Raw genomic sequence first — 20,702 nt, 5'->3', positions numbered from 1 at the left:
CTGGGCTTCAGCGCGCCTTGCGCGGCTGCAGGGCCTCGGCGCGCAGCATGGCCAGCACGGCATCGCGCTTGTGGTGCAGGTGGGTGACCAGCAGCTCGCGCAGGGCCGTGGCGTCGCGTGCGCCCAGGGCCTCGATCATGGCTTCGTGCTCCTTGACGGCCTGCTTCCACTTGGCCGTGTCCAGGTTGGTGCGAAAGCGCAGCGACTGCACGCGGTTGTTGATGCGCTGGAAGGTCTCCGTCAGCACGGGGTTCTTGGCGGCGCTGTTCAGCGCCGCGTGGATGGCGGCGTTGAGCCGGTAGTAGGCGGACACGTCGGCGCGTGCCACGCTGGCCATCATCTCGTAGTGCAGGGCGCGGATCTCGGCGAATTCCTGGTCGGTGATGCGCTGGGCGGCCAGTTCGCCCGACAGGCCCTCGATGCCGGCCAGCACCTCGAAGGCGTGCATGACATCGGCCTCGCTCAGCTTGACGGCGATGGCGCCGCGGTTGGGCAGCAGGTCGGCCAGGCCTTCGGCGGCCAGCAGCTTGATGGCCTCGCGCAGCGGCGTGCGCGAGACGCCCAACTGCTCGCACAGCTCGCGCTCGTTGAGCTTGGCGCCCGGGGCGATGCGCCCCTCGATGAGCATGGACCGCAAACGGTCCGCCACCTGCTCGTGCAGCGCCGCCCGCGATATCTCGATGATCTCCGCCATCTAGCGGTCTCCTTGGCTGTTCCTGGCTGGTGGATGCCCCCGCCACAGGTATTGCGCCATGCGGGGCGGCGCCGATGTTAGCCGAGTTTGCATCCCCTGCGGGCCGCCGGGCGGGCGCACGCGCTGTCCCTGCCAAGCACTACAGGCTTTTCAGCAGGGGCCTACGGCCGGCGGAGACTCTTGATCCCACCATGGATGCCGATCCGACAGACCAACCAGGGAAAAACAATGGCCCAACCAGGAATCAGGCTGCAGATCCAGGTGGATCTTGCCTATGACATCCGCGATCCGGCCGGGGCCGACTTCGTGTTCAACATCCATGCGGCCCACACCTCGCACCAGACGGTGGAGAACGAGCGTTTGGTGCTCAGCCAGCCGGTGGAGCCCGACATTGCCACCGAGCCCGCCACCTCCACGCGCTTCATGCGCCTGCATGCCAACCCCGGCCCCCTGCACCTGACCTACACGGCCACCGTCTGCATCGCGCACCACCGCGAGGATCCGGCGGCGCTGGGCGAGGTTCCGGTGCGCTGCATCCCGCTGGAGGTGCTGCCCTACATCTACCCCAGCCGCTACTGCCAGTCCGACCGGCTGATGCAGCTGGCCTTCCGCAATTTCGGCCACCTGGCGCCCGGCTATTCGCGCGTGCTGGCCATACAGCAGTGGGTGCAGGAGCTGGTGACCTTCGCTTCGGCCACCAGCAACTCGTCCACCTCGGCCGTCGATACCCTGGTGGAGCAGGTGGGCGTGTGCCGCGATTTCACGCACCTGATGATCGCGCTGTGCCGCGCGCTGAACATTCCCGCCCGCATCGCCACCGGCACGGACTACGGTGCCGACCCTGCGCTGGGCCCGCCCGATTTCCATGCCTACGTGGAAGCCTACCTGGGCGACAGGTGGTACCTGTTCGATGCGTCGGGCACGGCCATTCCCATGGGCTTCATGCGCTTTGGCACGGGCCGTGACGCGGCCGACGTGGCCTTTGCCACCATCTTCGGCAACGTGGTGGCCATGGCCCCCATGATCCAGACACAGGCCCTGGAAGACGAGCACAGCCAACTGCCCCGGCTGTGCAGCGAGGCGCTGTCGACCACCGCGCCTTCGCCCGCCGTGCTGTCAGGCTGCGCATCGTTTGGCAGCACGGCGGACCGAAGGAGCTTCAGGCAGCTGCCTGCCTGAGCTGCCTGCGCTGCGTGAAATGCCTGGGCTGTGCAAGGCGCGCTGCGGCGGTCCTCAGAAGCGGTGCGTTCCCGTCACCGCAAAGGTGCGCCGCTGGCCGTAGAAGCAGTCGCCGCGTGCCAGGCACTGCGTGATCTGCACCTTGTCGGTCAGGTTGACCACGTTGAAGGCCAGGCGCCATGGGCCGGCGTCATAGGACACCATGGCGTCCAGCAGGGTGGCCGAAGGCGTGTCTACCAGGCTGGTGCCCGTCCACTGCGAACCCGTGTAGCGCACGCCCGCGCCCAGGCTCCAGCCGCCACGTCCTTCGCTGGCAAAGCGGTGCGTCAGCCAGGCCGACGCCGTGTGGCGCGGCACGCTGGTCACGCGCTGGCCCTGGTCGCCGCCATTGCTGCGCGAGATGACGGCGTCGGTGTACGCATAGGCCAGGGTGGCGTCCCAGTGGCGGGCCAGGCTGGCGGTCAGCTCGGCCTCGAAGCCGTTGACCTTGACCTCGCCGATCTGCAGGCTGTTGAGCGGGTTGGCGGGGTCGGTGGTCTTGCGGTTCTTCTCGCGCAGCGTGTAGACGGCGGCAAAGGCCGACAGGCCCTGGCCCGGCGGCTGCCATTTCACGCCGGCTTCCCATTGCTCGCCGCGCTGCGCCTTGTAGGGCGTGCCGTAGACGTTCACGCCGCCCAGCGGCTGGAAGGACTCGGAGTAGCCCAGGTAGGGCGCCCAGCCACCGTCCATCTGGTAGGTGGCGCCTGCGCGCTTGGTCCAGGCCTTCTCGTCCACGGCGGAGGCGGGACGGCCTTCGGTGTCCGTCTGCGCGCTGTCGTGGCGCAGGCCCAGGGTGGCGGTCCAGCGGCCCCACTTGATCTGGTCCTGGGCGTAGAAGCCCAATTGCTTTTGCGACACGCCCGGCTGGCGCACCAGCTGCGAGGCCGTGGGCGGCGTGAAGTTGCCGTAGACGGGGTTGTAGACGTCAAACGGCGCGGTCAGGCCGCGCCAGGTGGACTGGCTGGTGCTGTTGCGCTGTGCGTCCATGCCGGCCAACACGGTGTGCTCGGCCGTGCCCCAGCGCAGCTTGCCTTCGAGCTGCGTGTCGATCACCAGCATGCGCCCGCCGTTGACCTGCCAGGAGGCATCGCGGTAGACGCTGCGGTTGTCGGGGTTGAAGACCGGGCGCGCAGGGCGGCCCTGGCCGGGGATGGCGGTGAAGCTGGTGTAGATGGAGCGGTAGTCCACGTCGCTGATGGTGCGCCGCAGGTTCTGGCGCACGGTCCAGTCCGCGTTCAGGCGGTGGCTGAACAGGTAGCCCCAGGATTTGTTCTCTGTGTCGAACGAGTCCCAGCCGGGCTCGCCGATGAAGGTGCTGGTGGGAATCTGGCCGTAGGGGCTGGGCAGGCGCGTGCCCTGCCAGGGGAAGAAGCCGATCAGCGAGCCGCTCTTGTCCTTCTGGTAGAGCGCCTGCAGCGTGAGCGAGGTATCGGCGCTGGGCCGCCAGGTCAGGCTGGGCGCGATCACCAGGCGGTCGTCGTTCACATGGTCCACCTGGGTGCCGCTTTCCCGGCCCACGGCCACCAGGCGGTACAGCCACTGGCCGTCTTCGGTGACGGCGCCGGTCAGGTCGGCGGCGATCTGCTTGCGCCCGTAGTTGCCCACCTGCACCTGCACCTCGCGCAGCGCCTCGGCCTGCGGGCGCTTGCTGGTGAGGTTGAGCACGCCGCCCACGCTGCCCTGGCCGTAGAGCACGGAAGAGGGTCCGCGCAGGAATTCCACGCGCTCCAGCGTGTAGGGATCGGGCCGGCTGGTGTTGTAGGTGCCGTAGGTGCGCAGCAGCCCGTCCTGGTACTGGCTCACGCTGCCGCCGCGTGCCGAGAAGCTGTCCACCCGGCTGTCGAAATAGTTGGACACCACGCCGGCGCTGTAGGCGGTGGTCTGGCGCAGCGTCTGCACGCCCTGGGCCTCGAACTGGTCACGCGTGACCACGCTGATGGCCTGGGGCGTCTCTATCAGCGGCGTGTCGGTCTTGGTGGCCGAGATGGCGCGCTTGGCGGTGAAGCCCACCACAGGGCCGGTGGGATTTTCCTTCTCGGTGCCTGCGTTCACGGTGACCGGGGCGAGCGTGGCCTCGGGGACCTTGTCAGGCTGGGCCTGTGCGTGGGCTGCGCCGCACAGGGCAAGCAGGGCGGCATGCGCAACTGCCGTGCGCGAGAGTCTTTGGGTAAGCATGGTCAATGGTCGAGAGCTGGGAAACCTGTGCCGTGGGGCGTGCTCTGGGTGCGTCGGCGCTGCTGCCGGCCCTGGGGCCAGCAGCGCAGCCTGTCATGGCGGGTGCGGATTCTAGAATGACAATGGGAATGATTTCTTTTTCTTTTCATTTGTATGTAGCATGCAACGCATTGTTATCAATTTGATAGCGTAGAAGCTTGTTTTGAAGGGACCTGCGGGTCGATGTGCAGGGCGGTGCGATACGCGTACGGTCTTGCTTGCGGGAAGTCCGCGCAGCGTGATAGCCCTCTTCGTGCCGGGGCGCCAACGGCCCCGGTCGCCTCAGGCCTGGGCGGCCTGCAAGGGGTTGCCTGGGTGTGAAACGGCCTCGGGCCACAGCCGACCGGCCGCCGCCTGCAAGGCTTGCACCAACTGCTGCGTATCCGTCTTGCCGGTGGCGTGCAGCGCTTCGGTCACGATCAGCGCGTTGACGGTGGATTCGCGCACTGCCGAGTGGCCGCTTTGGCGGTTGCACCAGCGCCGGGCGTGGGCGCGGCCAGCCGTGTCGGCAAAGATGATTTCGCCGGGCTCGGGATATTCGATCTCGCCCGAGAAGGTCTCGTAGACCTCGCTGCCGGTTGCGGGGCGCACCTGCAGGCAGCCGCTGATGCGGTCCAGGTCGAAGACGGCCACGGGAATGGCAAAGGCCACCGAGGCCGCATTGCACAGGTCCACCAGCGGATGCAGGCCCGGCAGATCACCCTCCTTGCGCAGGCGGCGCAGCAGGGCCTCGGCGGCGCAGCGGTATTGCGTGGGCTTGAGGCCCATCCTGGCAAAGCCGCGCCGCCAGGCCTGGATGGATGGCATCTCGCTTTCCGGGGTGCAGGCCAGGTTCTGCCTGGCCTGTGCCATGAAGGGGGCGATCACGGCGTGTGCGGGCACGTCGGGCGACAGGCCGCGCAGCAGCAAGGTCTGCGTGGCCAGTTCAGGAAAGTCGCGGGGGATGGAGGGTGCGTAGGAGAACGGCAAGATCTGGCCTTGTGAGTGGAGAGGGGATGTGATCCCCATCCTCGCCAGGCCGGTTTGCGTGGTCTTGAAGGAAATTGCAGCGCGTCACGCAGCGCAGGCGCTTGCTGCCCTGGCATAGAAGCCGGGCGCCATGCCGAAGCTGCGCACGAACAGGCGCGTCATATGGCTCTGGTCGGCAAAGCCGCTGTGCGCGGCGGCCTCGGCCAGCGGCACGCCGCTGGCGATGAGCCCGCGCGCCTGGTGCAGGCGCCGCTGCAGCAGATAGGCATGGGGCGTCATGCCTGTGGCGCGCGCAAAGGCACGCAGGAACTGGTAGCGGCTCAGGCCCGCCTCTTGGGCCAGGGCGCCCAGGGTCAGGGGCGCGCCGGGATCGTCGTCCATCCGGGCGCGGGCCAGGGTGATGGGGGCCGGTGCGCGGGGCGCCGGGGCAGGGCGCTGCAGCATGCCGCCCAGCAGCTGCAGCAGGGCTTCGTCCAGGTCCAGGGCGTCCGTTGCCTCGCCGCTGCCGGTCATCCTGCGGTACAGAGCCTGAAAACACGCGGCCAGGCGCGGGTCGCGCACGGCGGGCTGGCGGAACTCGAAGCCGGCCGCCGGCCCTGCGCCATCCATGTCCGCCATGAGCCCGGCCACGACCCAGGGCTCCAGGTAGAGCATGCGCCAGGCGCGACCGCCATCGCCCAGGGGCATGCCGTCATGCAGCTCGCCGGGGTTGACCATGATGAGGTCGCCGGCCCCGGCCTCGTACAGACCTCGCCCGCTGGCGGACTTCTGCGCGCCACGCTCGATCAGGCCGATGCCGTACTGCTCGTGGGTATGCCGCCCAAAGTGCCTCGCCGTGTCGGCGGCCACGGCCTCCACGCCTGCGGTGCGGCAGCGCAGCCAGCTGAAATGCCCATCCGTGGTCGAAACCATGCCGCAGCCTTTCCTACCCACCCTGGCGTGCCAGCGTGATCGCCAGGCCGGCCAGCCCCGCGCCGACCACCACGGGGATCACGCCCACCTTCCAGCGCAGCAGCGCGGCCGCCGCAGCCAGGCCCAGCAGTGCGGACGGCCAGTCGAAGGGACCCGCCCAGCCCCGTGGCCACAGCACATGCCAGGCAAAGAACACGGCCAGGTTGGCGATGACGCCCACCACGGCGGCCGTGATGCCCGTCAGCGGCGCGGTGAAGCCCAGCCTGCCATGGGTGGACTCGATGAAGGGGCCGCCCAGCAGGATGAAGGCAAAGGACGGCAAAAAGGTGAAGAAGGTCACGACCAGGGCGGCGGCGGCGCCGGCAGGCAGCAGCGCATCGGGGCCGAACACCTGCGTGCTCCAGCCGCCCAGGAAGCCCACGAAGGACACCACCATGATCAGCGGCCCCGGCGTGGTCTCGCCCAGGGCCAGCCCGTCCATCATCTGCGTGGCCGTGAGCCAGTGGTAGTGGTCCACGGCGCCCTGGTAGAGGTAGGGCAGCACGGCATAGGCGCCGCCAAAGGTCAGCAATGCCGCCTTGGTGAAGAACCAGCCCATCTGGGTGAGCGCGCCCTGCCAGCCGAAGGCGGCGGTCAGCAGGCCCAGCGCCAGGGCCCACAGCCCCAGGCTGGCCGCCAGCACCTGGCTGAAAAAACGCCAGCTGAACCGTGCATGGGCCGGTACGGGCGTGTCATCGTCGATGACGGCCGGGCCGTGGCTGCCGCCGCCGTGGCCGTGCCCGCCTGCAGGGGCGAAGTGGCGCGGCGCCAGCCTGCCCCCCAGGTAGCCCAGTGCGCCGGCCGCCAGCACGATCAGCGGAAACGGCAGCTTCAGCGCGAAGATGGCCACGAAGGCCGCCGCGGCAATGCCCCACAGCCAGCCGTTGCGCAGGGTGCGCGAGCCCACGCGCCAGGCCGCCTGCACCACCAGCGCCGTCACGGCCGGCTTGATGCCATAGAAGATGCCGGCAATGGCCGGCACATGGCCGAAGGCCACATAGATCCAGGACAGGCCGATCAGCAGCACCAGCGAGGGCAGCACGAACAGCCCGCCGGCCACGATGCCGCCCCAGGTGCGGTGCAGCAGCCAGCCGATATAGGTGGCCAGCTGCTGCGCCTCGGGGCCGGGCAGCAGCATGCAGTAGTTGAGCGCATGCAGGAATCGGCCCTCGGATATCCAGCGCCGCCGCTCCACCAGGTCCTCATGCATGATGGCGATCTGCCCGGCCGGCCCGCCAAAGCTGATGCAGCCCAGCTTCAGCCAGTAGCGCAGGGCTTCGGCGCGGGTGGGGGCCACAGGGGGCGGGGGCGCGGGCGGGTTGGGTGTGGTCTGCAGGCTGGAGGGCATGCCGCAAATGTCTCATACGGCAGCCGCCCCCGATGCCTGAAGGCACCCGCGCTGCGCAGGCGCTACATCTGCCGCGCGGCCTGCTTGACCAGCACCGGCTCGGCCCGGTAGCTGTCCGGGAACAGGCGCTTGAGCTGTTGCACCTTGGGCAGGTCGTTGATGACGATGTAGGGATGGCGCGCGTTCTCGGTCATGAAGTCCTGGTGGTAGTTCTCGGCCGGGAAGAAGCTGGGCTTGTCCTCCAGCCGGGTCACGATGGGCTTGCCGAAGACCTTGGCCGCGTCCAACTGGGCCACATAGGCCTGGGCGGTCCTGAGCTGCGCGGCGTCGGTGGCGAAGATGGCCGAGCGGTACTGCGGGCCCGTGTCCGGCCCCTGGCGGTTGAGCTGGGTCGGGTCATGGGCCACGGAAAAGTAGATCTGCAGCAGTTGCCCGTAGCTGACCTGGGCCGGGTCATAGGTGATCTCGACCGACTCCGCATGCCCGGTGCGGCCGCTGCTCACCGCCGAATACGAGGCCTGGGCCGCCGTGCCGCCGCTGTAGCCCGAGACGGCGCGCTGCACGCCCTTGACATGCTGGAACACGCCCTGCACGCCCCAGAAGCAGCCGCCCGCAAAGATGGCTTTCTGCGGCCCCTGGCCCGTGGCCGGCATGTCCTGCGCGGGTGGCGGAATGCGCACGGCCTGCTCGGCCGCCTGCAGGTCGCTGCCCTGCCACAGCAGGGCGCCGCCCAGCAGCACGGCGCTGCCGGTCAGCAGTTGGAGAAGGCCGCGGCGGCGGGATGCGGTGGCGAGGGGGGAATCGTTGGTCATGGTGTCTCTCCGGTGAAAGTGAAGCGGTCAGGGATCAGCCAAAGGTGAAGGCATAGGCGGAGATGCCGGGATCCAGGAATTCGATGCTGAAGGTGCGTTCGGCTGCGCCGCCGTCCTGGCGCACCAGCTGGTACAGGCGCTGCGCGGTCACGTTGCCGCTGCCGTCGGCGGCCACGTCCATGCCGCGTGAGGCGCCGGGCGCCTTGCCGTCGATCAGCACCTTGAAGCGCACGGGCTTGCCATCGCTGCCGGGTCCCAGCACCAGGTGCAGGTCGCGTGCCTGGAAGCGGTAGGTGATGCGGCCGGTGGCGCCGTCCAGCGTGGCGCTTTCCGGGCCCACAGTCCATTGGCCGCTCAGGCCCCAGGCGTTCAGCGGCAGGCGCTCGGGCGTGGCATAGGCGGTGGCCTGGTTGTGCACGGCGGCAGGCGTGGCGGCAAATTGCTCGGCGCGCTCATAGCCCAGGTAGGTCTCGTGCGAGCGCACGGCTGCCATGTCGGCTGCCTGCTGCACGCCCTTGGCCTGCACGTCGATCAGGCCCTGGTCCACCTGCTTCGATCCGGCTTCCTGCAGCAGTTGCTGGATCACGCGCTCGGACTCGGCATAGCCGCCTTCGCCAAAGTGGTGGTGCCGGATGCGGCCCTGGGCATCGATGAAGTAGTGCGCCGGCCAGTACTGGTTGTTGAAGGCGCGCCAGATCTTGTAGCCGTTGTCCACGGCCACGGGGTAGCCGATGCCCAGGTCCTTGACGGCCTTTTCCACGTTGGACAGCTTGCGCTCGAAGGCGAACTCCGGCGCATGCACGCCCACCACCACCAGGCCCTGGTCGCGGTACTTCTCGGCCCAGGCCTTCACATAGGGCAGGGTGCGCAGGCAGTTGATGCAGGAATAGGTCCAGAAATCCACCAGCACCACCTTGCCGCGCAGTTGTTCGGCCGTCAGCGGGGTGGAGTTGAGCCAGTCGGTGGCGCCGTCCAGCGCAGGGGCCAGCCCTTCGTCCGGCAGGGCGGCGCGGGACGGGCCGCCGGCCATGCGCATGGCGCCGCCTGCGGCCATCATGGCCGGGCCAGCACCGGAGTCCGTATCCACGGCGGCCATCATTGCGGGACCGGCCTGCATGGCCATGGCGCCACCCTCGGGCCTGCCGCTCAGGCGGTCCACCAGCCTTTGCTCCAGGCCGCCGGTGGAGGCCGTGGACACTTGCGCCAGCACGCCCGTGTCCAGCCCCAGCGCAATCGCGCCCACGCCCGCCAGCATGGCCGCGCCCAGCCCGCGCCGCACCCATTCGCCCGCGCCCAGCATGCGCTTGAGCGCCGCAAACACCTTGCCGCCCAGCAGCAGGGCCGCCGCCATGGAGGTGGCCGCACCGGCCGCATAGGCCAGCAGCAGCAGGCTGGAGGTGGTGTTGGCGCCCTGCAGTGCGGCGCCCGTGAGGATCAGGCCCAGGATGGGGCCCGCGCAGGGCGCCCACAGCAGGCCCGTGGCCACGCCCAGCAGCAGCGAGGCGCCGGGGCGGGCGCCGCCGTCCGTGCCCTGGGCACGCTCGGAAAGGCGCGAGCCCGCCGCCACCAGCGGCCGCGTCAGCCGCTCGGACAGGCCGGGCCACAGCAGGGTCAGCGCAAACACGGCCACCAGGCCCAGGGCCAGCCAGCGGCCGTATTCATTGGCGGCCACCACCCAGCCGCCGCCCACGGCGGCCAGCGAGGCCACCAGGGCGAAGGTCAGCGCCATGCCCGCCAGCAGCGGCAGGCCGCTTTTGGCGAAGGGCTGGTCGGCGCGTGCAAAGACGAAGGGCAGCACCGGCAGGATGCAGGGGCTGACGATGGTCAGCACCCCGCCCAGATAGGCCAGGACGATCAGCAGCATGGCGTGGCTCCCGGGTTCAGGCTGGCTGGGGCGTGAACGTCAGGGACAGCCCGTTCATGCAGTAGCGCAGGCCCGTGGGCCTGGGGCCGTCGTCGAAGACATGGCCCAGGTGGCCGCCGCAGCGGCGGCAATGCACCTCGGTGCGCAGCATGCCGTAGGTGCGGTCCTGGCGCGTGGCCACGGCCTTGTCCAGCGGCTGCCAGAAGCTGGGCCAGCCCGTGCCGCTGTCGAACTTGGTCTTGGACGAGAACAGGGGCAGCGCGCAGCCTGCGCAGGCAAAGGTGCCCGCGCGGTGCTCCTTGTTCAGCGGGCTGGAGCCTGCACGCTCCGTGCCTTCCTTGCGCAGGATCCGGTACTGCTCGGGCGTGAGGCGGGCGCGCCACTCGGCATCCGTGTAGCTGACCTCGAAGACCTCGCTGGAGGCGGCCGCTGGCGCGCGGCGCGGGAACAGGCTGGCCGCCAGCACGGCGGTGGTGCCGGCGCCTGCAGTCCACAGAAGATGGCGTCTGGTGGTCATGGTGTGCTCCTGAAGGTTGCGTGCGTCTGAAAACGATGCGATGCCAGTCAGGTTAGGGCGCCGGCCTCCCGAAGTCCTCACGCAGAGTTCAAAGATTCGTGATAACTCCCGGCCCCGGTATTGCGCACAATGGCAGCCACTCCCGCCACTTCCAGGAAACCGCATCCGATGACCGCCACGCGCCGCGTACTTCTCGTCGAGGACGACGCCCATATCGCCGACCTGCTCACGCTGCACCTGCGCGACGAAGGCCTGGAAGTCATGCACTGCGCGCGTGGCGACGACGGCCTGCGCCAACTGGAGCGCGGCGGCTGGGACGCGCTGGTGCTGGACATCATGCTGCCCGGCGTGGACGGCCTGGAGATCTGCCGCCGCGCCCGCGCCATGGCGCGCTACACGCCCATCATCATCATCAGCGCCCGCTCCAGCGAGGTGCAGCGCATCCTGGGCCTGGAGATCGGCGCGGACGACTACCTGGCCAAGCCGTTTTCGGTGCTGGAGCTGGTGGCGCGCGTCAAGGCGCTGCTGCGCCGCGTGGAGGCGCTGGCCCAGAACGCGCGGCTGGAGTCCGGCAGCCTGTCCATTGACGGCCTGGCCATGGACCCCGTGGCGCGCGATGCCCGGCTTCATGGTGCCCGGCTGGACCTGACCCCGCGCGAGTTCGACCTGCTGTACTTCTTTGCGCGCCAGCCCGGCAAGGTGTTCTCGCGCATGGACCTGCTCAACGCCGTCTGGGGCTACCAGCACGAGGGCTACGAGCACACCGTCAACACCCACATCAACCGCCTGCGCGCCAAGATCGAAGCCGACCCGGCCCAGCCCGCGCGCATCCTCACCGTCTGGGGGCGCGGCTACAAGTTCGCCGAAGCGGGCGAGGGCGCATGACCATGAAACTGCGCCTGACACTGACCCAGCGCCTGTCCCTGGTCTTTGCCGTGCTGCTGCTGGTGTGCAGCGGCACCTCGGCCTGGATGCAGCTGCGCGCCAGCCGCATGCACGAGCTGGAAGTGGTGCAGGGCCTGTCGCGCGACGTGGCCGAAAGCATTGCGCGCGACGCCCAGCTGACCGACGCCAACGGCCTCATGCCCGGCGCCGTGCGCAGCTTCTTCAACCAGCTCATGCTGGTCAACCCCAGCGTGGAGGTCTACCTGCTGGACGCCGACGGCCGCATTGCCGGCCATGCCGCCCCCGACGGCCGCGTGCGCCGCGAGCGCGTGGACCTGGCGCCCGTGCACCGGCTGCTGGAAGGCGGCACCCTGCCCATCCTGGGCGACGACCCGCGCAGCACCGAAGGGCGCAAGGTCTTCAGCGCGGCGCCGCTGCGCGTCAACGGCAAGGAAGTGGGCTTCATCTACGTGGTGCTGCAGGGCGAGGCGCATGACCAGCTGGTGGCGCAGGGCTCGGCCAACTCGGTGCTCAGCACGGCGCTGTGGTCCATCGGCCTGGTGGCGCTGCTGTGCCTGGTGGCCGGCCTGGTGGCCTTTGCGCTGATCACGCGGCCGCTGCGCCGGCTCACCGAAGAGGTGGCCGGCTTCGACATCCATGGCACCCCCCCGGACCTGCCGGCCCCCCAGCCCGGTGCCGCGCAGGACAGCCGCGACGAGATCGCCGTGCTGGACGCGGCCTACCGCCGCATGGTGGCGCGCATCGGCGAGCAGTGGCGCGCCCTCACGCGCCAGGACCAGGAGCGGCGCGAACTCATCGCCAACGTCTCGCACGACCTGCGCACGCCGTTGTCCTCCCTGCACGGCTACCTGGAAACGCTGCTGCTCAAGGACGCCGTGCTCGACACCACCGAACGCCGCCGCTACCTGGGCATTGCCCTGGCCCAGAGCCAGAAGGTGGGCGAGCTGGCGCAAAGCCTGTTCGAGCTGGCGCGCCTGGAATACGGCTTTGTCCAGCCCGAGCCGGAGCCGTTTTCCATGCCCGACCTGGTGCAGGACGTGTTCCAGAAATTCGAGCTGCGTGCCGAGGCGCGACAGGTGGCGCTGCGGGCCGACTTCCCAGCCCGCCTGCCCGTCGTCCAGGCCGACCTGGGGATGATCGAGCGCGTGCTGGGCAACCTGCTGGACAACGCGCTGCGCCACACCCCCGAAGGCGGCAGCATCCAGGTGGCGCTGGCGGCGGCGGGCAACGCCGTCGAAGTCACCGTGGCCGACACCGGCCCCGGCATCCCGGCCGATCTGCGCGAAGGCCTGTTCGAGCGGCCCTTCACCGTGGGCGGCGCCCGCCGCGGCGGCGGCCTGGGCCTGCGCATCGTCCACCGCATGCTGGAGCTGCACGGCTGCCGCATCGAACTGGTGGATCCGCCGGGGCAGGGGGCGAGCTTCCGGTTCGTGCTGCCGGCGGCAAAGCCACGCGCTGTCTGATGGGCCATTGCGTCCGGGAAACCGGAGGCCAGCACATGGCAGATCAAGGTCTCTGACAGTTTCGCAATCCATGAATGGGAATCGGGCAATACGCAATCCATTGCGTTGCCAATTCCTGAGAAAAAACCTCTTGCACCTGGATGTTGCAAAATGTTTATTCATGGTGTGAAAAAAGAAACTGACAAGGAGACGCCGTGGCGATGAGCATCAATTCAAGGTTTTGGTCATTGGCAAGCACCAATGCACAGCAGGCATCGTGCATGCGAATTTGCCATGTCCCATAGCGGCACATACGGTGCAGTATATGCACCTCAAGTCCTCGCGTTTCGCAGCCGGCGCCTGTCCGATGATGTGATCGTGGCTACGGCAGATAGCGGTGACCATGCATTCTTCTCGGCAGCGGAATTCGAGCAATTTAACCAAAGGCCATCAACGCTGCCCTTGCGCCGCCAAGCCGAGTTGCGGGCCCGATTTTTGCTGGGCAGCAACGACTCCGCAAAGGGTATGCGCAGGCTGTTGGCTTCGCGCAGGGCAGCCAAGCGCGAGACGGTTTCCAGCGGGCCCGCCCTGCACATCATTGTTCCCACGCTGCAATGCGCTCACTCGTGCCGCTATTGCCAAGTCAGCCGCGCTCTGGACGATCAGGGCCACACCATGTCGGTGCCTGACCTGGATGCAGCCTGCGACACCGTATTTGAAAGTCCTTCCCGTGTCCTGACCGTGGAGTTTCAGGGGGGTGATCCTCTGCTGCGTTTCGACCTGGTCCAGCGCGCAATCGTGCGCATCCATCAGCGCAATGCATCCGAGGGGCGCCAGATCCGGTTTGTCATCGCTTCGACGCTGCACCAGCTGGATCCGGCGATGTGTGAATTTTTCAAGACGCACGGCGTATACCTTTCCACCAGCATCGACGGGCCTCCTGGCATTCACAACCGCAATCGGCCAATTCCTGGGCGCAACGCCCATGCGCGCACGCTTGCCGGGGTGGCGATGGCAAGACGGTTGATCGGGCCTGATTCAGTATCCGCATTGATGACCACGACCAAGGCATCGCTGGCACATGCCGATGCCATTGTTGACGAGTACGTGCGGCTGGGTTTCAAGGAGATTTTCCTGCGGCCATTGAGCAGCTATGGCTTTGCCAAGCGCAATCAGGCCTTGCTGGGCTACTCCATGGGCGAGTTCTTCCGCTTCTATCAACAAGGCCTGTCGCGCGTTCTGCATTGGAACGCGCAAGGAGTCGAGATCAGGGAGGTGTATGCCAGCATCCTGCTCAACAAGATTCTTTCCACCTTCGACGCAGGTTACGTCGATCTGCAGAGTCCCACAGGCGCAGGCAGCAGTGTGCTGGTCTACAACTATGACGGCCATGTCTATCCCAGCGATGAGGCGCGCATGCTTGCAGAGACTGGCGATACATCGTTGCGCATGGGGCGCATAGGCACGCCAATGAGCGCATTGCTGGAGACCGAGGTGCGGCGCAGCCTTGTCGAATCCAGCCAGACACAGGCAATGGCGGCGTGCCGCGAATGCGCCTACAGCATGTTCTGTGCGCCCAATCCTGTGGACGCACAGGCGCAGTTCGGCAAGTTGTTGGTGCCGGCCGAGGACACCGAGCATTGCCAGCGTCACATGGGTTTGTTCGACGCCATGTTCAGGCTTTTGCATGGCGCCGATGAGCCATGCCAGGATCTGCTGCACCGCTGGGCACAGCCTGTCGGCGAGGGGGCGGCCTGATGCGCCGGATAAAGGCATTGCTGCAGCCGGGCTGCGAGCCTGTGGTACACCGGGTGGTGAGCTTCAACGATGTGGCGGCACAGTGGTTGCCGCATTTGCGCTTTCTCGTCCTTGTGCAGTCGGAGCAGGAGCGACGCCGCGTGGATGACTTGGGAAAGTCAGGCCTGTCCAATCTTTGCTGGGTGCAGGCCTGCGATCTGCAGGCCGGAGATGTCGTGGTCCCGCATGCCAGCAGAGCCGAGCTTGTGGTGCTGTTGAGAGAGGCAGACTCGCACCATGCGCTGTTCATGACCAACCGCTGCAACAGCTACTGTCTCATGTGCTCGCAGCCGCCGACAACAGCGGATGACAGCTGGCTGGTGGATGAGGCGATTGACGCCATCCGCCATTTGCGCCGCGCCCCAAGGGTGTTGGGACTGACGGGAGGGGAGCCGCTGCTGCTGGGCCATGGCCTTAGGCGTGTTCTGGATGCCATTGCTGCCCATTTGCCCGAAACGCGCGTGGAAGTCCTGACCAATGGACGCTTGTTCAGCAATGCACAAACCGCAGCGAGCATCCTGGATGGCCTGGACACGACCGTGCGCTGGTTGATTCCACTCTATGGGCACGCGGACTTTGTCCATGATTTCGTGGTGCAGTCTCCTGGCGCATTCGACGAAACAATCGCGGGCCTGCTGGCGCTTCAAGACCATGGACAACAGGTGCAGTTGCGAACCGTACTGATAGAGCCCGTGCTGGAGATCCTTCCCGAGTTGGCAGGCTTCATCGGTCGCAACCTGCCGTTCGTGAATGAACTGGCATGGATGGGCTGCGAGCCGACAGGTTTTGCATTGGCCAATCGACAGCTGTGCGAAGTGGATCTAAGCGATTGGGGCGCAACGCTTGAGCAATCGTCGCGTGTGCTTCGCCGGCATGGCGTCCCCCAACTGTTCATGAATTTGCCGCTCTGTGTCTTGCCAAGGCCGCTGTGGCCGCTCGCGCATCGCAGCATCTCCGACTGGAAGAACGTATATGCCCCGGAGTGCACGGAATGCGCAGTGAAGTCCCGCTGCGCGGGTCTGTTTGCATGGCATGAGAAAGGCTGGAAGCCAGCGCCGCTGAAGGCGTTGGACGCTATCGAGGTAACCGCATGAGCAAATTTATCCGCAACATCTCGCTGTTCGTCGCGGGACTGCCGCTGCTGGCAACCAAGAGCCTGTCGGCCGCGCCTGCAACGGCGGTTGAGCTGGAGCCTCTGGAAGGCCCTGGCGCTGTTCCGCTGCGCCCATTGAACAGGGAAATGGACAATCTCTTTGCGGGCCACCGCTCGCATTCAAGCCATCGTTCCCATTCAAGCCACAGTTCGCACTACTCAGGCTCTGGCGGCAGCAGCTCCAGCTACCGGGCTCCGGCGTATGTGGCGCCCAGCCCTGTGCCTGCACCGGCTTACTCGGCACCCGCTCCTTCTCGCTATGCGCCATCCTCAGGCACCACTTCCAATCATCTGGTGGACACTCCGGGCGCCAGCAAAGCACCACAGACCTATCCAGGCACTACCGGGGCAGCGTCGTCACGCGAGGAATTGACGCACCCCGAGAAGCTGCGGCTTCAGATCATGAGGGTGCAGATCAAACTCAAGAACCTTGGTCTCTATGACGGGCCGATTGACGGGGTAATGAACGAGGGAACGCGCACGGCTCTGCGCTACTTCCAGGACCTCAAGGGGCTGCAGAGAACCGGCACGATGACGACGCCCACGCTCAACGCCATGGGGATTCCTGCTGTCAATTGAGGTGTGTCGGCGGCTCCGGCCCAGGATGCCGGCCATGCCGGGGAATTCGCGGCGTCGCTGCGTTACCCTTGTGCATAGCGCGCCCTCGACGGCGCGGCATGCACAAGATCGTCAACTCGTTCCGAGGACCCACGCCATGTCAACGTCTGCATCTCCCGTTCATCGCCTGCCCGCATGGGTGCCGCTGCGCTACACCACGTTCTGCCTGAGCCTGGTCGGCAGCGCGGGGCTGCTGGTGGCGGCGCTGGTGTGGGGAGGGCTGTGGTGGTGGCTGGGCTTTGGCGTGTGCGCCGCGCTGGCGCTGCTGGGCGTGCGCGACATGACCCAGGTGCGCCATTCGGTGCTGCGCAACTACCCCATCATCGGCCACCTGCGGTTTTTGCTGGAGTTCATCCGGCCCGAGATGCGGCAGTACTTCATCGAGTCCGACCATGAGGCGCTGCCGTTCTCGCGCGCCCAGCGCTCCCTGGTCTACCAGCGCGCCAAGGGCGACCCGGACAGCCGCCCGCTGGGCACGCAGCTCAATGTCACGGCCCAGGGCTATGAATGGGTGAACCATTCCATGCAGCCCACCAGGCTGGCCTCGCATGACTTCCGCATCACCATCGGCTGCGCCGATGAAGGTGTCTCGCCCTGCACCCAGCCCTACAGCGCCAGCATCTTCAACATCTCGGCCATGAGCTTTGGCGCGCTGTCGGCCAATGCCATCCTGGCGCTGAACAAGGGCGCGAAGATGGGCGGATTTGCGCACGACACGGGCGAGGGCTCCATCAGCCAGCACCACCGCGTGCACGGCGGCGACCTGATCTGGGAGGTGGCCTCGGGCTACTTCGGCTGCCGCAACGACGATGGCACGTTCAGCGAAGAGAAGTTCATCGCCAATGCCACCGACCCGCAGGTCAAGCTCATCGAGATCAAGCTCAGCCAGGGCGCCAAGCCCGGCCACGGCGGCATGCTGCTGGGCGCCAAGGTCACCCCCGAGATCGCCGCCGCGCGCGGCGTGCCCGTGGGCGTGGACTGCATCAGCCCCTCCAGCCACAGCGCCTTCAGGACGCCGGTGGAGATGATGCATTTCATCGCCCGCCTGCGCGAGAAGTCGGGCGGCAAGCCCACGGGCTTCAAGTTCTGCGTGGGCCATCCCTGGGAGTGGTTCGCCATCGTCAAGGCCATGCAGGAGACGGACATCACGCCGGACTTCATCGTGGTCGATGGCGCCGAGGGCGGCACGGGCGCGGCGCCCGTGGAGTTCACCGACCACGTGGGCGTGCCGCTGCAGGAAGGCCTGCTGCTGGTGCACAACACGCTGATCGGCGTGGGCCTGCGCCACCGCATCAAGATCGGCGCGGCCGGCAAGGTGATCACGGCCTTCGACATCGCGCGCATGATGGCGCTGGGCGCCGACTGGTGCAACGCCGGGCGCGGCTTCATGATGGCCCTGGGCTGCATCCAGGCGCAGAACTGCCACACCGGCCACTGCCCCACGGGCGTGGCCACGCAGGACGCGGCGCGCCAGAAGGCCCTGGTCGTGCCCGACAAGGCCACGCGCGTGGCCAACTTCCATGACAAGACCCTGCATGCGCTGCAGGAGCTGGTGCAGGCGGCGGGCCTGGAGCACCCCTGCGACATCACGGCCCACCACATCGTGCGGCGCATCTCCGACACCGAGGTGCGCCAGCTCGCCAACCTGGTCCTGCGCGTGGAGCCCGGCGCTCTGCTGGGGCCGCTGGACAAGCAGCACAACGTGTTCAAGCTCTACTGGCCAGGGGCGCGCGCGGATACCTTCCAGTTCGTGCCGCCCACGCTCAAGCCTTCGGCACCGCAGGCCAAGGCGCAGGCGGCAGGCCAGCCCGCATAGGGACACCACGGCCGATCACGGGTTTTGACGGCGCTCGGGGATAATGCGCCCCGAGCACTTTGGTCCACGACTGTATTTTTCTTTGTAAATGAAAACTATTTTGGTTCGCATTGCAGCTGCCGTCTTCGGCGGCTATGCCTTCACCTGGGGCTTCATCGCCCTGGGCGTGGCGCTGATGTTTGCCGCCGGAATGGAGTTCCACGATGCCGAGCATCTGGGCTACATCCTCGGCTTCCTGGTGTTTCTGACGGTGTTCCTCTGGGCCTTTGCGGCGCAGAGCCTCCCGCGCGTCTGGGCCGTGCTGGCCGGCGGCGGCATTGTCATGACCGGTTGCGCATCGCTGCTCCAGCAGATGCTGCTGCCCTGAATCCGGAGAACGCCCCATGTTCCAGAACTTCCGCCTCTCCATGGCCTGGCTGCACACCTGGTTCGGGCTTGCGCTCGGCTTCGTGCTCATGGCCGCCTTCTTCTTCGGCGCGCTGTCGGTGTTCGACCGCGAGATCGACCGCTGGGCCATCCCGGCCTCGCGCTTCGAGCCCACGCCCATGCCCTCGTACGACCAGATCCTCAAGCCGGTCTTCGAGTCCATGCAGCCCAACGCCCAGGCGCGCGAGGCCATGCGCGGCGAGGTCAACGGCCCGCTGCCCGAGCGCTTCGACACGCCCCAGCGCTGGGGCGCCTACACCACCCACCGCGATCCCGTGCTGGGCCTGTTCGCCGGCTACGAGGTACCCAACGCCAAGAAGCCCGAGACCCTGATCTGGGCCATGCGCACCATCGACCCGCGCAATGGCGAATCCCTGCCGGACGACCACCTCAAGATCGGCAGCCGCTTCTTCTACCCGCTGCACTACAGCCTGACGCTCAACTGGATGAACCTTGGCTACTGGATCGTGGGCTTTGCCGCGCTCATCATGCTGGTGGCCCTGGTCAGCGGCGTGGTCATGCACCGCAAGATCTTCCGCGAGCTGTTCACCTTCCGTCCGAAGAAGGCCACGCAGCGCAGCGTGCTGGACCTGCACAACCTCACCGGCGTGGTGGCGCTGCCCTTCCACTTCTTCTTCGCCTTCACGGGCCTGGTGATCTTTGCGGGCATCTACTTCCCCATCACCCATACCCAGCTGGAGCCCCTGCACGAGTTGCACGAGAAGATGGAGGCCGAGGAAACCGGCCTGCCGCACGACCGCGCCGGCGTGGCCGCACCCATGGCCTCGGTGGACGCCATGGTGGCCGAGGCGCAGCGCCGCTGGGCCGCCAAGGGCATGGCCGGCGATGTGGGCTTCCTGTCCGTCACCCATGTGGGCGATGCCAACGGCTACGTCAGCGTCTACCGCGCCGGCACCGACCGCATCGCGCTCACGGGCGAGGGCATCCACTTCAAGGCCAGCACGGGCGCCCTGCTGCGCGAAGATCCTCCGCGCACGGCCGTGGACAGCATCAACACCTTCCTCACCGGCCTGCACCTGCAGCACTTCCGCCACTGGCTGCTGCGCTGGCTGTACGTGCTGGGCGGCCTGGCCGGCTGCGTGTGCATTGCCACCGGCTTTGTCTTCTTCGTGGAAAAGCGCAAGAAGCAGCACGCCAGACAGGGTGTGCAGGGCGCGCGCGTGGTCGATGCCCTGGCCGTCACCACGGTCACCGGCATGCTGGTGGCCACGCTGGGCATGCTGATCGCCAACCGCCTGCTGCCCGAGGCCATGCCCCAGGGCTGGCCGGGCCGGGGCGACATGGAACGCTATTTCTTCTGGGCCACCTGGCTGCTGGCCATGGCGCATGCCTTTGTGCGCAGCGCCCCCGTGGCCCGGGGCCTGCCCAACCCCGCTTGGCGCGAGCAGTGCTGGGCCGTGGCCGCCATGGCCGTGGTGGCCGTGCTGCTGAACTGGCTGACCACGGGCGACCACCTGTTCAAGACCCTGGGCGCGGGCTACTGGCCGGTGGCCGGCGTGGACCTGTTCATGCTGGCCAGCGCCGTGCTGGCCGTGGTGGTGGCGCGCAAGCTCAAGACGCGCGCCGCGCCCGCCATGCCCTCGCGCGCTGCGGAGGTGGCCCATGTCTGAGGGACTGATGGACGCACTGCTGCTGGCCGCCGCCTTTGCGGCATCGCTGCTGGGCATGGCCTGGTTTGCGCTGGCCAAGGACGTGCACTGGGAGCAGGTGCACGGCGACATGCCCCAGCCCGATGGCAAGGTCAGGCTGCTGCGCTGGCTGGGCGCCTCAGGCCTGGCCGCCTCGCTGGGCCTGTGCCTGGCGGTGGACCATGCCTCCATGGCCTCCCTGGTCTGGATCATGACGCTGGCAGCCGCCGCCCTGGCCATTGCCTTCACCCTGACCTGGCGGCCGAGCTGGCTGCGCTGGCTGCCGGCCTGACGTATGCGCGGCACCT

18 protein-coding genes are annotated in these 20,702 nt (G+C 67.6%); 10 read left to right on the top strand and 8 right to left on the bottom strand.

The features are described from left to right. Positions 1-7: 7 nt before the first annotated feature. Positions 8-694: a GntR family transcriptional regulator gene (locus ACF8ML_RS06525; protein WP_012204906.1), complete on the bottom strand. Its 687-nt coding sequence runs from the start codon at positions 692-694 to the stop codon at positions 8-10. Between the two features lie 228 nt (positions 695-922). Here ACF8ML_RS06525 and ACF8ML_RS06520 point away from each other — a divergent pair, with 228 nt between their 5' ends. Then, entirely contained in the window at positions 923-1,873 is a 951-nt protein-coding gene (locus ACF8ML_RS06520; RefSeq protein ID WP_016448176.1) for a transglutaminase family protein, read from the top strand. Between the two features lie 54 nt (positions 1,874-1,927). On the opposite strand, the gene ACF8ML_RS06515 is transcribed toward ACF8ML_RS06520, so the two are convergent. The 7 genes from ACF8ML_RS06515 to msrB all read right to left on the bottom strand — a co-directional run bounded on the left by ACF8ML_RS06515 (position 1,928) and on the right by msrB (position 10,587). Further along, positions 1,928-4,087, bottom strand: coding sequence for a TonB-dependent siderophore receptor (locus ACF8ML_RS06515; protein WP_392406701.1), 2,160 nt, complete (start codon positions 4,085-4,087; stop codon positions 1,928-1,930). Between the two features lie 321 nt (positions 4,088-4,408). After that, positions 4,409-5,095 carry a B3/4 domain-containing protein gene (locus tag ACF8ML_RS06510; RefSeq protein WP_034364393.1) on the bottom strand — a complete coding sequence of 229 codons (687 nt, stop codon included), beginning with the start codon at positions 5,093-5,095 and terminating at the stop codon, positions 4,409-4,411. Between the two features lie 84 nt (positions 5,096-5,179). After that, positions 5,180-6,007, bottom strand: a complete 828-nt coding sequence (locus ACF8ML_RS06505; protein ID WP_392406699.1) for an AraC family transcriptional regulator — start codon at positions 6,005-6,007, stop codon at positions 5,180-5,182. Between the two features lie 13 nt (positions 6,008-6,020). Further along, positions 6,021-7,394 (bottom strand): chromate efflux transporter, encoded by a 1,374-nt coding sequence (gene chrA / locus ACF8ML_RS06500; protein ID WP_392406698.1) that lies wholly within the window; start codon positions 7,392-7,394, stop codon positions 6,021-6,023. A 62-nt stretch (positions 7,395-7,456) separates the two neighbouring features. Next, positions 7,457-8,206, bottom strand: coding sequence for a peptide-methionine (S)-S-oxide reductase MsrA (gene msrA, locus ACF8ML_RS06495; RefSeq protein ID WP_392406696.1), 750 nt, complete (start codon positions 8,204-8,206; stop codon positions 7,457-7,459). 34 nt (positions 8,207-8,240) lie between these two features. Next, the gene (locus ACF8ML_RS06490) at positions 8,241-10,070 is read right to left on the bottom strand and encodes a cytochrome c biogenesis protein DipZ (RefSeq protein WP_392406694.1); all 1,830 of its coding nucleotides are present in this window, start codon (positions 10,068-10,070) and stop codon (positions 8,241-8,243) included. Between the two features lie 16 nt (positions 10,071-10,086). Then, positions 10,087-10,587, bottom strand: coding sequence for a peptide-methionine (R)-S-oxide reductase MsrB (msrB, locus tag ACF8ML_RS06485; RefSeq protein ID WP_016448169.1), 501 nt, complete (start codon positions 10,585-10,587; stop codon positions 10,087-10,089). Between the two features lie 168 nt (positions 10,588-10,755). On the opposite strand from msrB, the gene ACF8ML_RS06480 reads away from it, so the two are divergent. The 9 genes from ACF8ML_RS06480 to ACF8ML_RS06440 all read left to right on the top strand — a co-directional run bounded on the left by ACF8ML_RS06480 (position 10,756) and on the right by ACF8ML_RS06440 (position 20,686). Further along, positions 10,756-11,472, top strand: a complete 717-nt coding sequence (locus ACF8ML_RS06480; protein ID WP_016448168.1) for a response regulator transcription factor — start codon at positions 10,756-10,758, stop codon at positions 11,470-11,472. Between the two features lie 2 nt (positions 11,473-11,474). Beyond that, positions 11,475-12,956, top strand: coding sequence for a HAMP domain-containing sensor histidine kinase (locus ACF8ML_RS06475; RefSeq protein ID WP_047327257.1), 1,482 nt, complete (start codon positions 11,475-11,477; stop codon positions 12,954-12,956). A gap of 273 nt (positions 12,957-13,229) precedes the next feature. After that, on the top strand, positions 13,230-14,693 hold the full coding sequence (hxsB, locus tag ACF8ML_RS06470; RefSeq protein ID WP_392406692.1) for a His-Xaa-Ser system radical SAM maturase HxsB: 1,464 nt from the start codon (positions 13,230-13,232) through the stop codon (positions 14,691-14,693). Beyond that, positions 14,693-15,826: a His-Xaa-Ser system radical SAM maturase HxsC gene (gene hxsC, locus ACF8ML_RS06465; protein WP_047327259.1), complete on the top strand. Its 1,134-nt coding sequence runs from the start codon at positions 14,693-14,695 to the stop codon at positions 15,824-15,826. Before hxsB ends, hxsC begins: the two co-directional genes overlap by 1 nt. Next, the gene (gene hxsA / locus ACF8ML_RS06460; RefSeq protein ID WP_013802946.1) at positions 15,823-16,464 is read left to right on the top strand and encodes a His-Xaa-Ser repeat protein HxsA; all 642 of its coding nucleotides are present in this window, start codon (positions 15,823-15,825) and stop codon (positions 16,462-16,464) included. The genes hxsC and hxsA overlap by 4 nt, the downstream gene beginning before the upstream one ends. A gap of 136 nt (positions 16,465-16,600) precedes the next feature. Next, the gene (locus tag ACF8ML_RS06455; RefSeq protein ID WP_392406687.1) at positions 16,601-18,319 is read left to right on the top strand and encodes an FMN-binding glutamate synthase family protein; all 1,719 of its coding nucleotides are present in this window, start codon (positions 16,601-16,603) and stop codon (positions 18,317-18,319) included. An 88-nt stretch (positions 18,320-18,407) separates the two neighbouring features. Continuing rightward, the gene (locus tag ACF8ML_RS06450; RefSeq protein ID WP_016448165.1) at positions 18,408-18,686 is read left to right on the top strand and encodes a hypothetical protein; all 279 of its coding nucleotides are present in this window, start codon (positions 18,408-18,410) and stop codon (positions 18,684-18,686) included. Positions 18,687-18,702: 16 nt separating this feature from the next. Beyond that, the gene (locus ACF8ML_RS06445) at positions 18,703-20,376 is read left to right on the top strand and encodes a PepSY-associated TM helix domain-containing protein (protein ID WP_392406685.1); all 1,674 of its coding nucleotides are present in this window, start codon (positions 18,703-18,705) and stop codon (positions 20,374-20,376) included. Next, positions 20,369-20,686: a DUF3325 domain-containing protein gene (locus ACF8ML_RS06440; protein WP_047327262.1), complete on the top strand. Its 318-nt coding sequence runs from the start codon at positions 20,369-20,371 to the stop codon at positions 20,684-20,686. The genes ACF8ML_RS06445 and ACF8ML_RS06440 overlap by 8 nt, the downstream gene beginning before the upstream one ends. The last annotated feature ends 16 nt before the right edge of the window (positions 20,687-20,702 follow it).

Source organism: Delftia sp. WSY_10, assembly GCF_043104705.1.
Classification (GTDB): domain Bacteria; phylum Pseudomonadota; class Gammaproteobacteria; order Burkholderiales; family Burkholderiaceae_C; genus Comamonas; species Comamonas tsuruhatensis.
This window is presented reverse-complemented; position numbering and strand designations above follow the sequence as displayed.

Bases quoted from the DNA above. Each gene is read 5' to 3' on its own strand.
- ACF8ML_RS06480 (WP_016448168.1), top strand. From the start codon at position 10,756: ATGACCGCCACGCGCCGCGTACTTCTCGTCGAGGACGACGCCCATATC.
- msrA (WP_392406696.1), bottom strand. From the start codon at position 8,206: ATGACCAACGATTCCCCCCTCGCCACCGCATCCCGCCGCCGCGGCCTT.
- chrA (WP_392406698.1), bottom strand. From the start codon at position 7,394: ATGCCCTCCAGCCTGCAGACCACACCCAACCCGCCCGCGCCCCCGCCC.
- ACF8ML_RS06490 (WP_392406694.1), bottom strand. From the start codon at position 10,070: ATGCTGCTGATCGTCCTGGCCTATCTGGGCGGGGTGCTGACCATCGTC.
- hxsA (WP_013802946.1), top strand. From the start codon at position 15,823: ATGAGCAAATTTATCCGCAACATCTCGCTGTTCGTCGCGGGACTGCCG.
- hxsC (WP_047327259.1), top strand. From the start codon at position 14,693: ATGCGCCGGATAAAGGCATTGCTGCAGCCGGGCTGCGAGCCTGTGGTA.
- ACF8ML_RS06515 (WP_392406701.1), bottom strand. From the start codon at position 4,087: ATGCTTACCCAAAGACTCTCGCGCACGGCAGTTGCGCATGCCGCCCTG.
- ACF8ML_RS06520 (WP_016448176.1), top strand. From the start codon at position 923: ATGGCCCAACCAGGAATCAGGCTGCAGATCCAGGTGGATCTTGCCTAT.
- ACF8ML_RS06505 (WP_392406699.1), bottom strand. From the start codon at position 6,007: ATGGTTTCGACCACGGATGGGCATTTCAGCTGGCTGCGCTGCCGCACC.
- ACF8ML_RS06445 (WP_392406685.1), top strand. From the start codon at position 18,703: ATGTTCCAGAACTTCCGCCTCTCCATGGCCTGGCTGCACACCTGGTTC.
- ACF8ML_RS06440 (WP_047327262.1), top strand. From the start codon at position 20,369: ATGTCTGAGGGACTGATGGACGCACTGCTGCTGGCCGCCGCCTTTGCG.
- hxsB (WP_392406692.1), top strand. From the start codon at position 13,230: ATGTCCCATAGCGGCACATACGGTGCAGTATATGCACCTCAAGTCCTC.
- ACF8ML_RS06525 (WP_012204906.1), bottom strand. From the start codon at position 694: ATGGCGGAGATCATCGAGATATCGCGGGCGGCGCTGCACGAGCAGGTG.
- ACF8ML_RS06450 (WP_016448165.1), top strand. From the start codon at position 18,408: ATGAAAACTATTTTGGTTCGCATTGCAGCTGCCGTCTTCGGCGGCTAT.
- ACF8ML_RS06475 (WP_047327257.1), top strand. From the start codon at position 11,475: ATGAAACTGCGCCTGACACTGACCCAGCGCCTGTCCCTGGTCTTTGCC.
- ACF8ML_RS06455 (WP_392406687.1), top strand. From the start codon at position 16,601: ATGTCAACGTCTGCATCTCCCGTTCATCGCCTGCCCGCATGGGTGCCG.
- msrB (WP_016448169.1), bottom strand. From the start codon at position 10,587: ATGACCACCAGACGCCATCTTCTGTGGACTGCAGGCGCCGGCACCACC.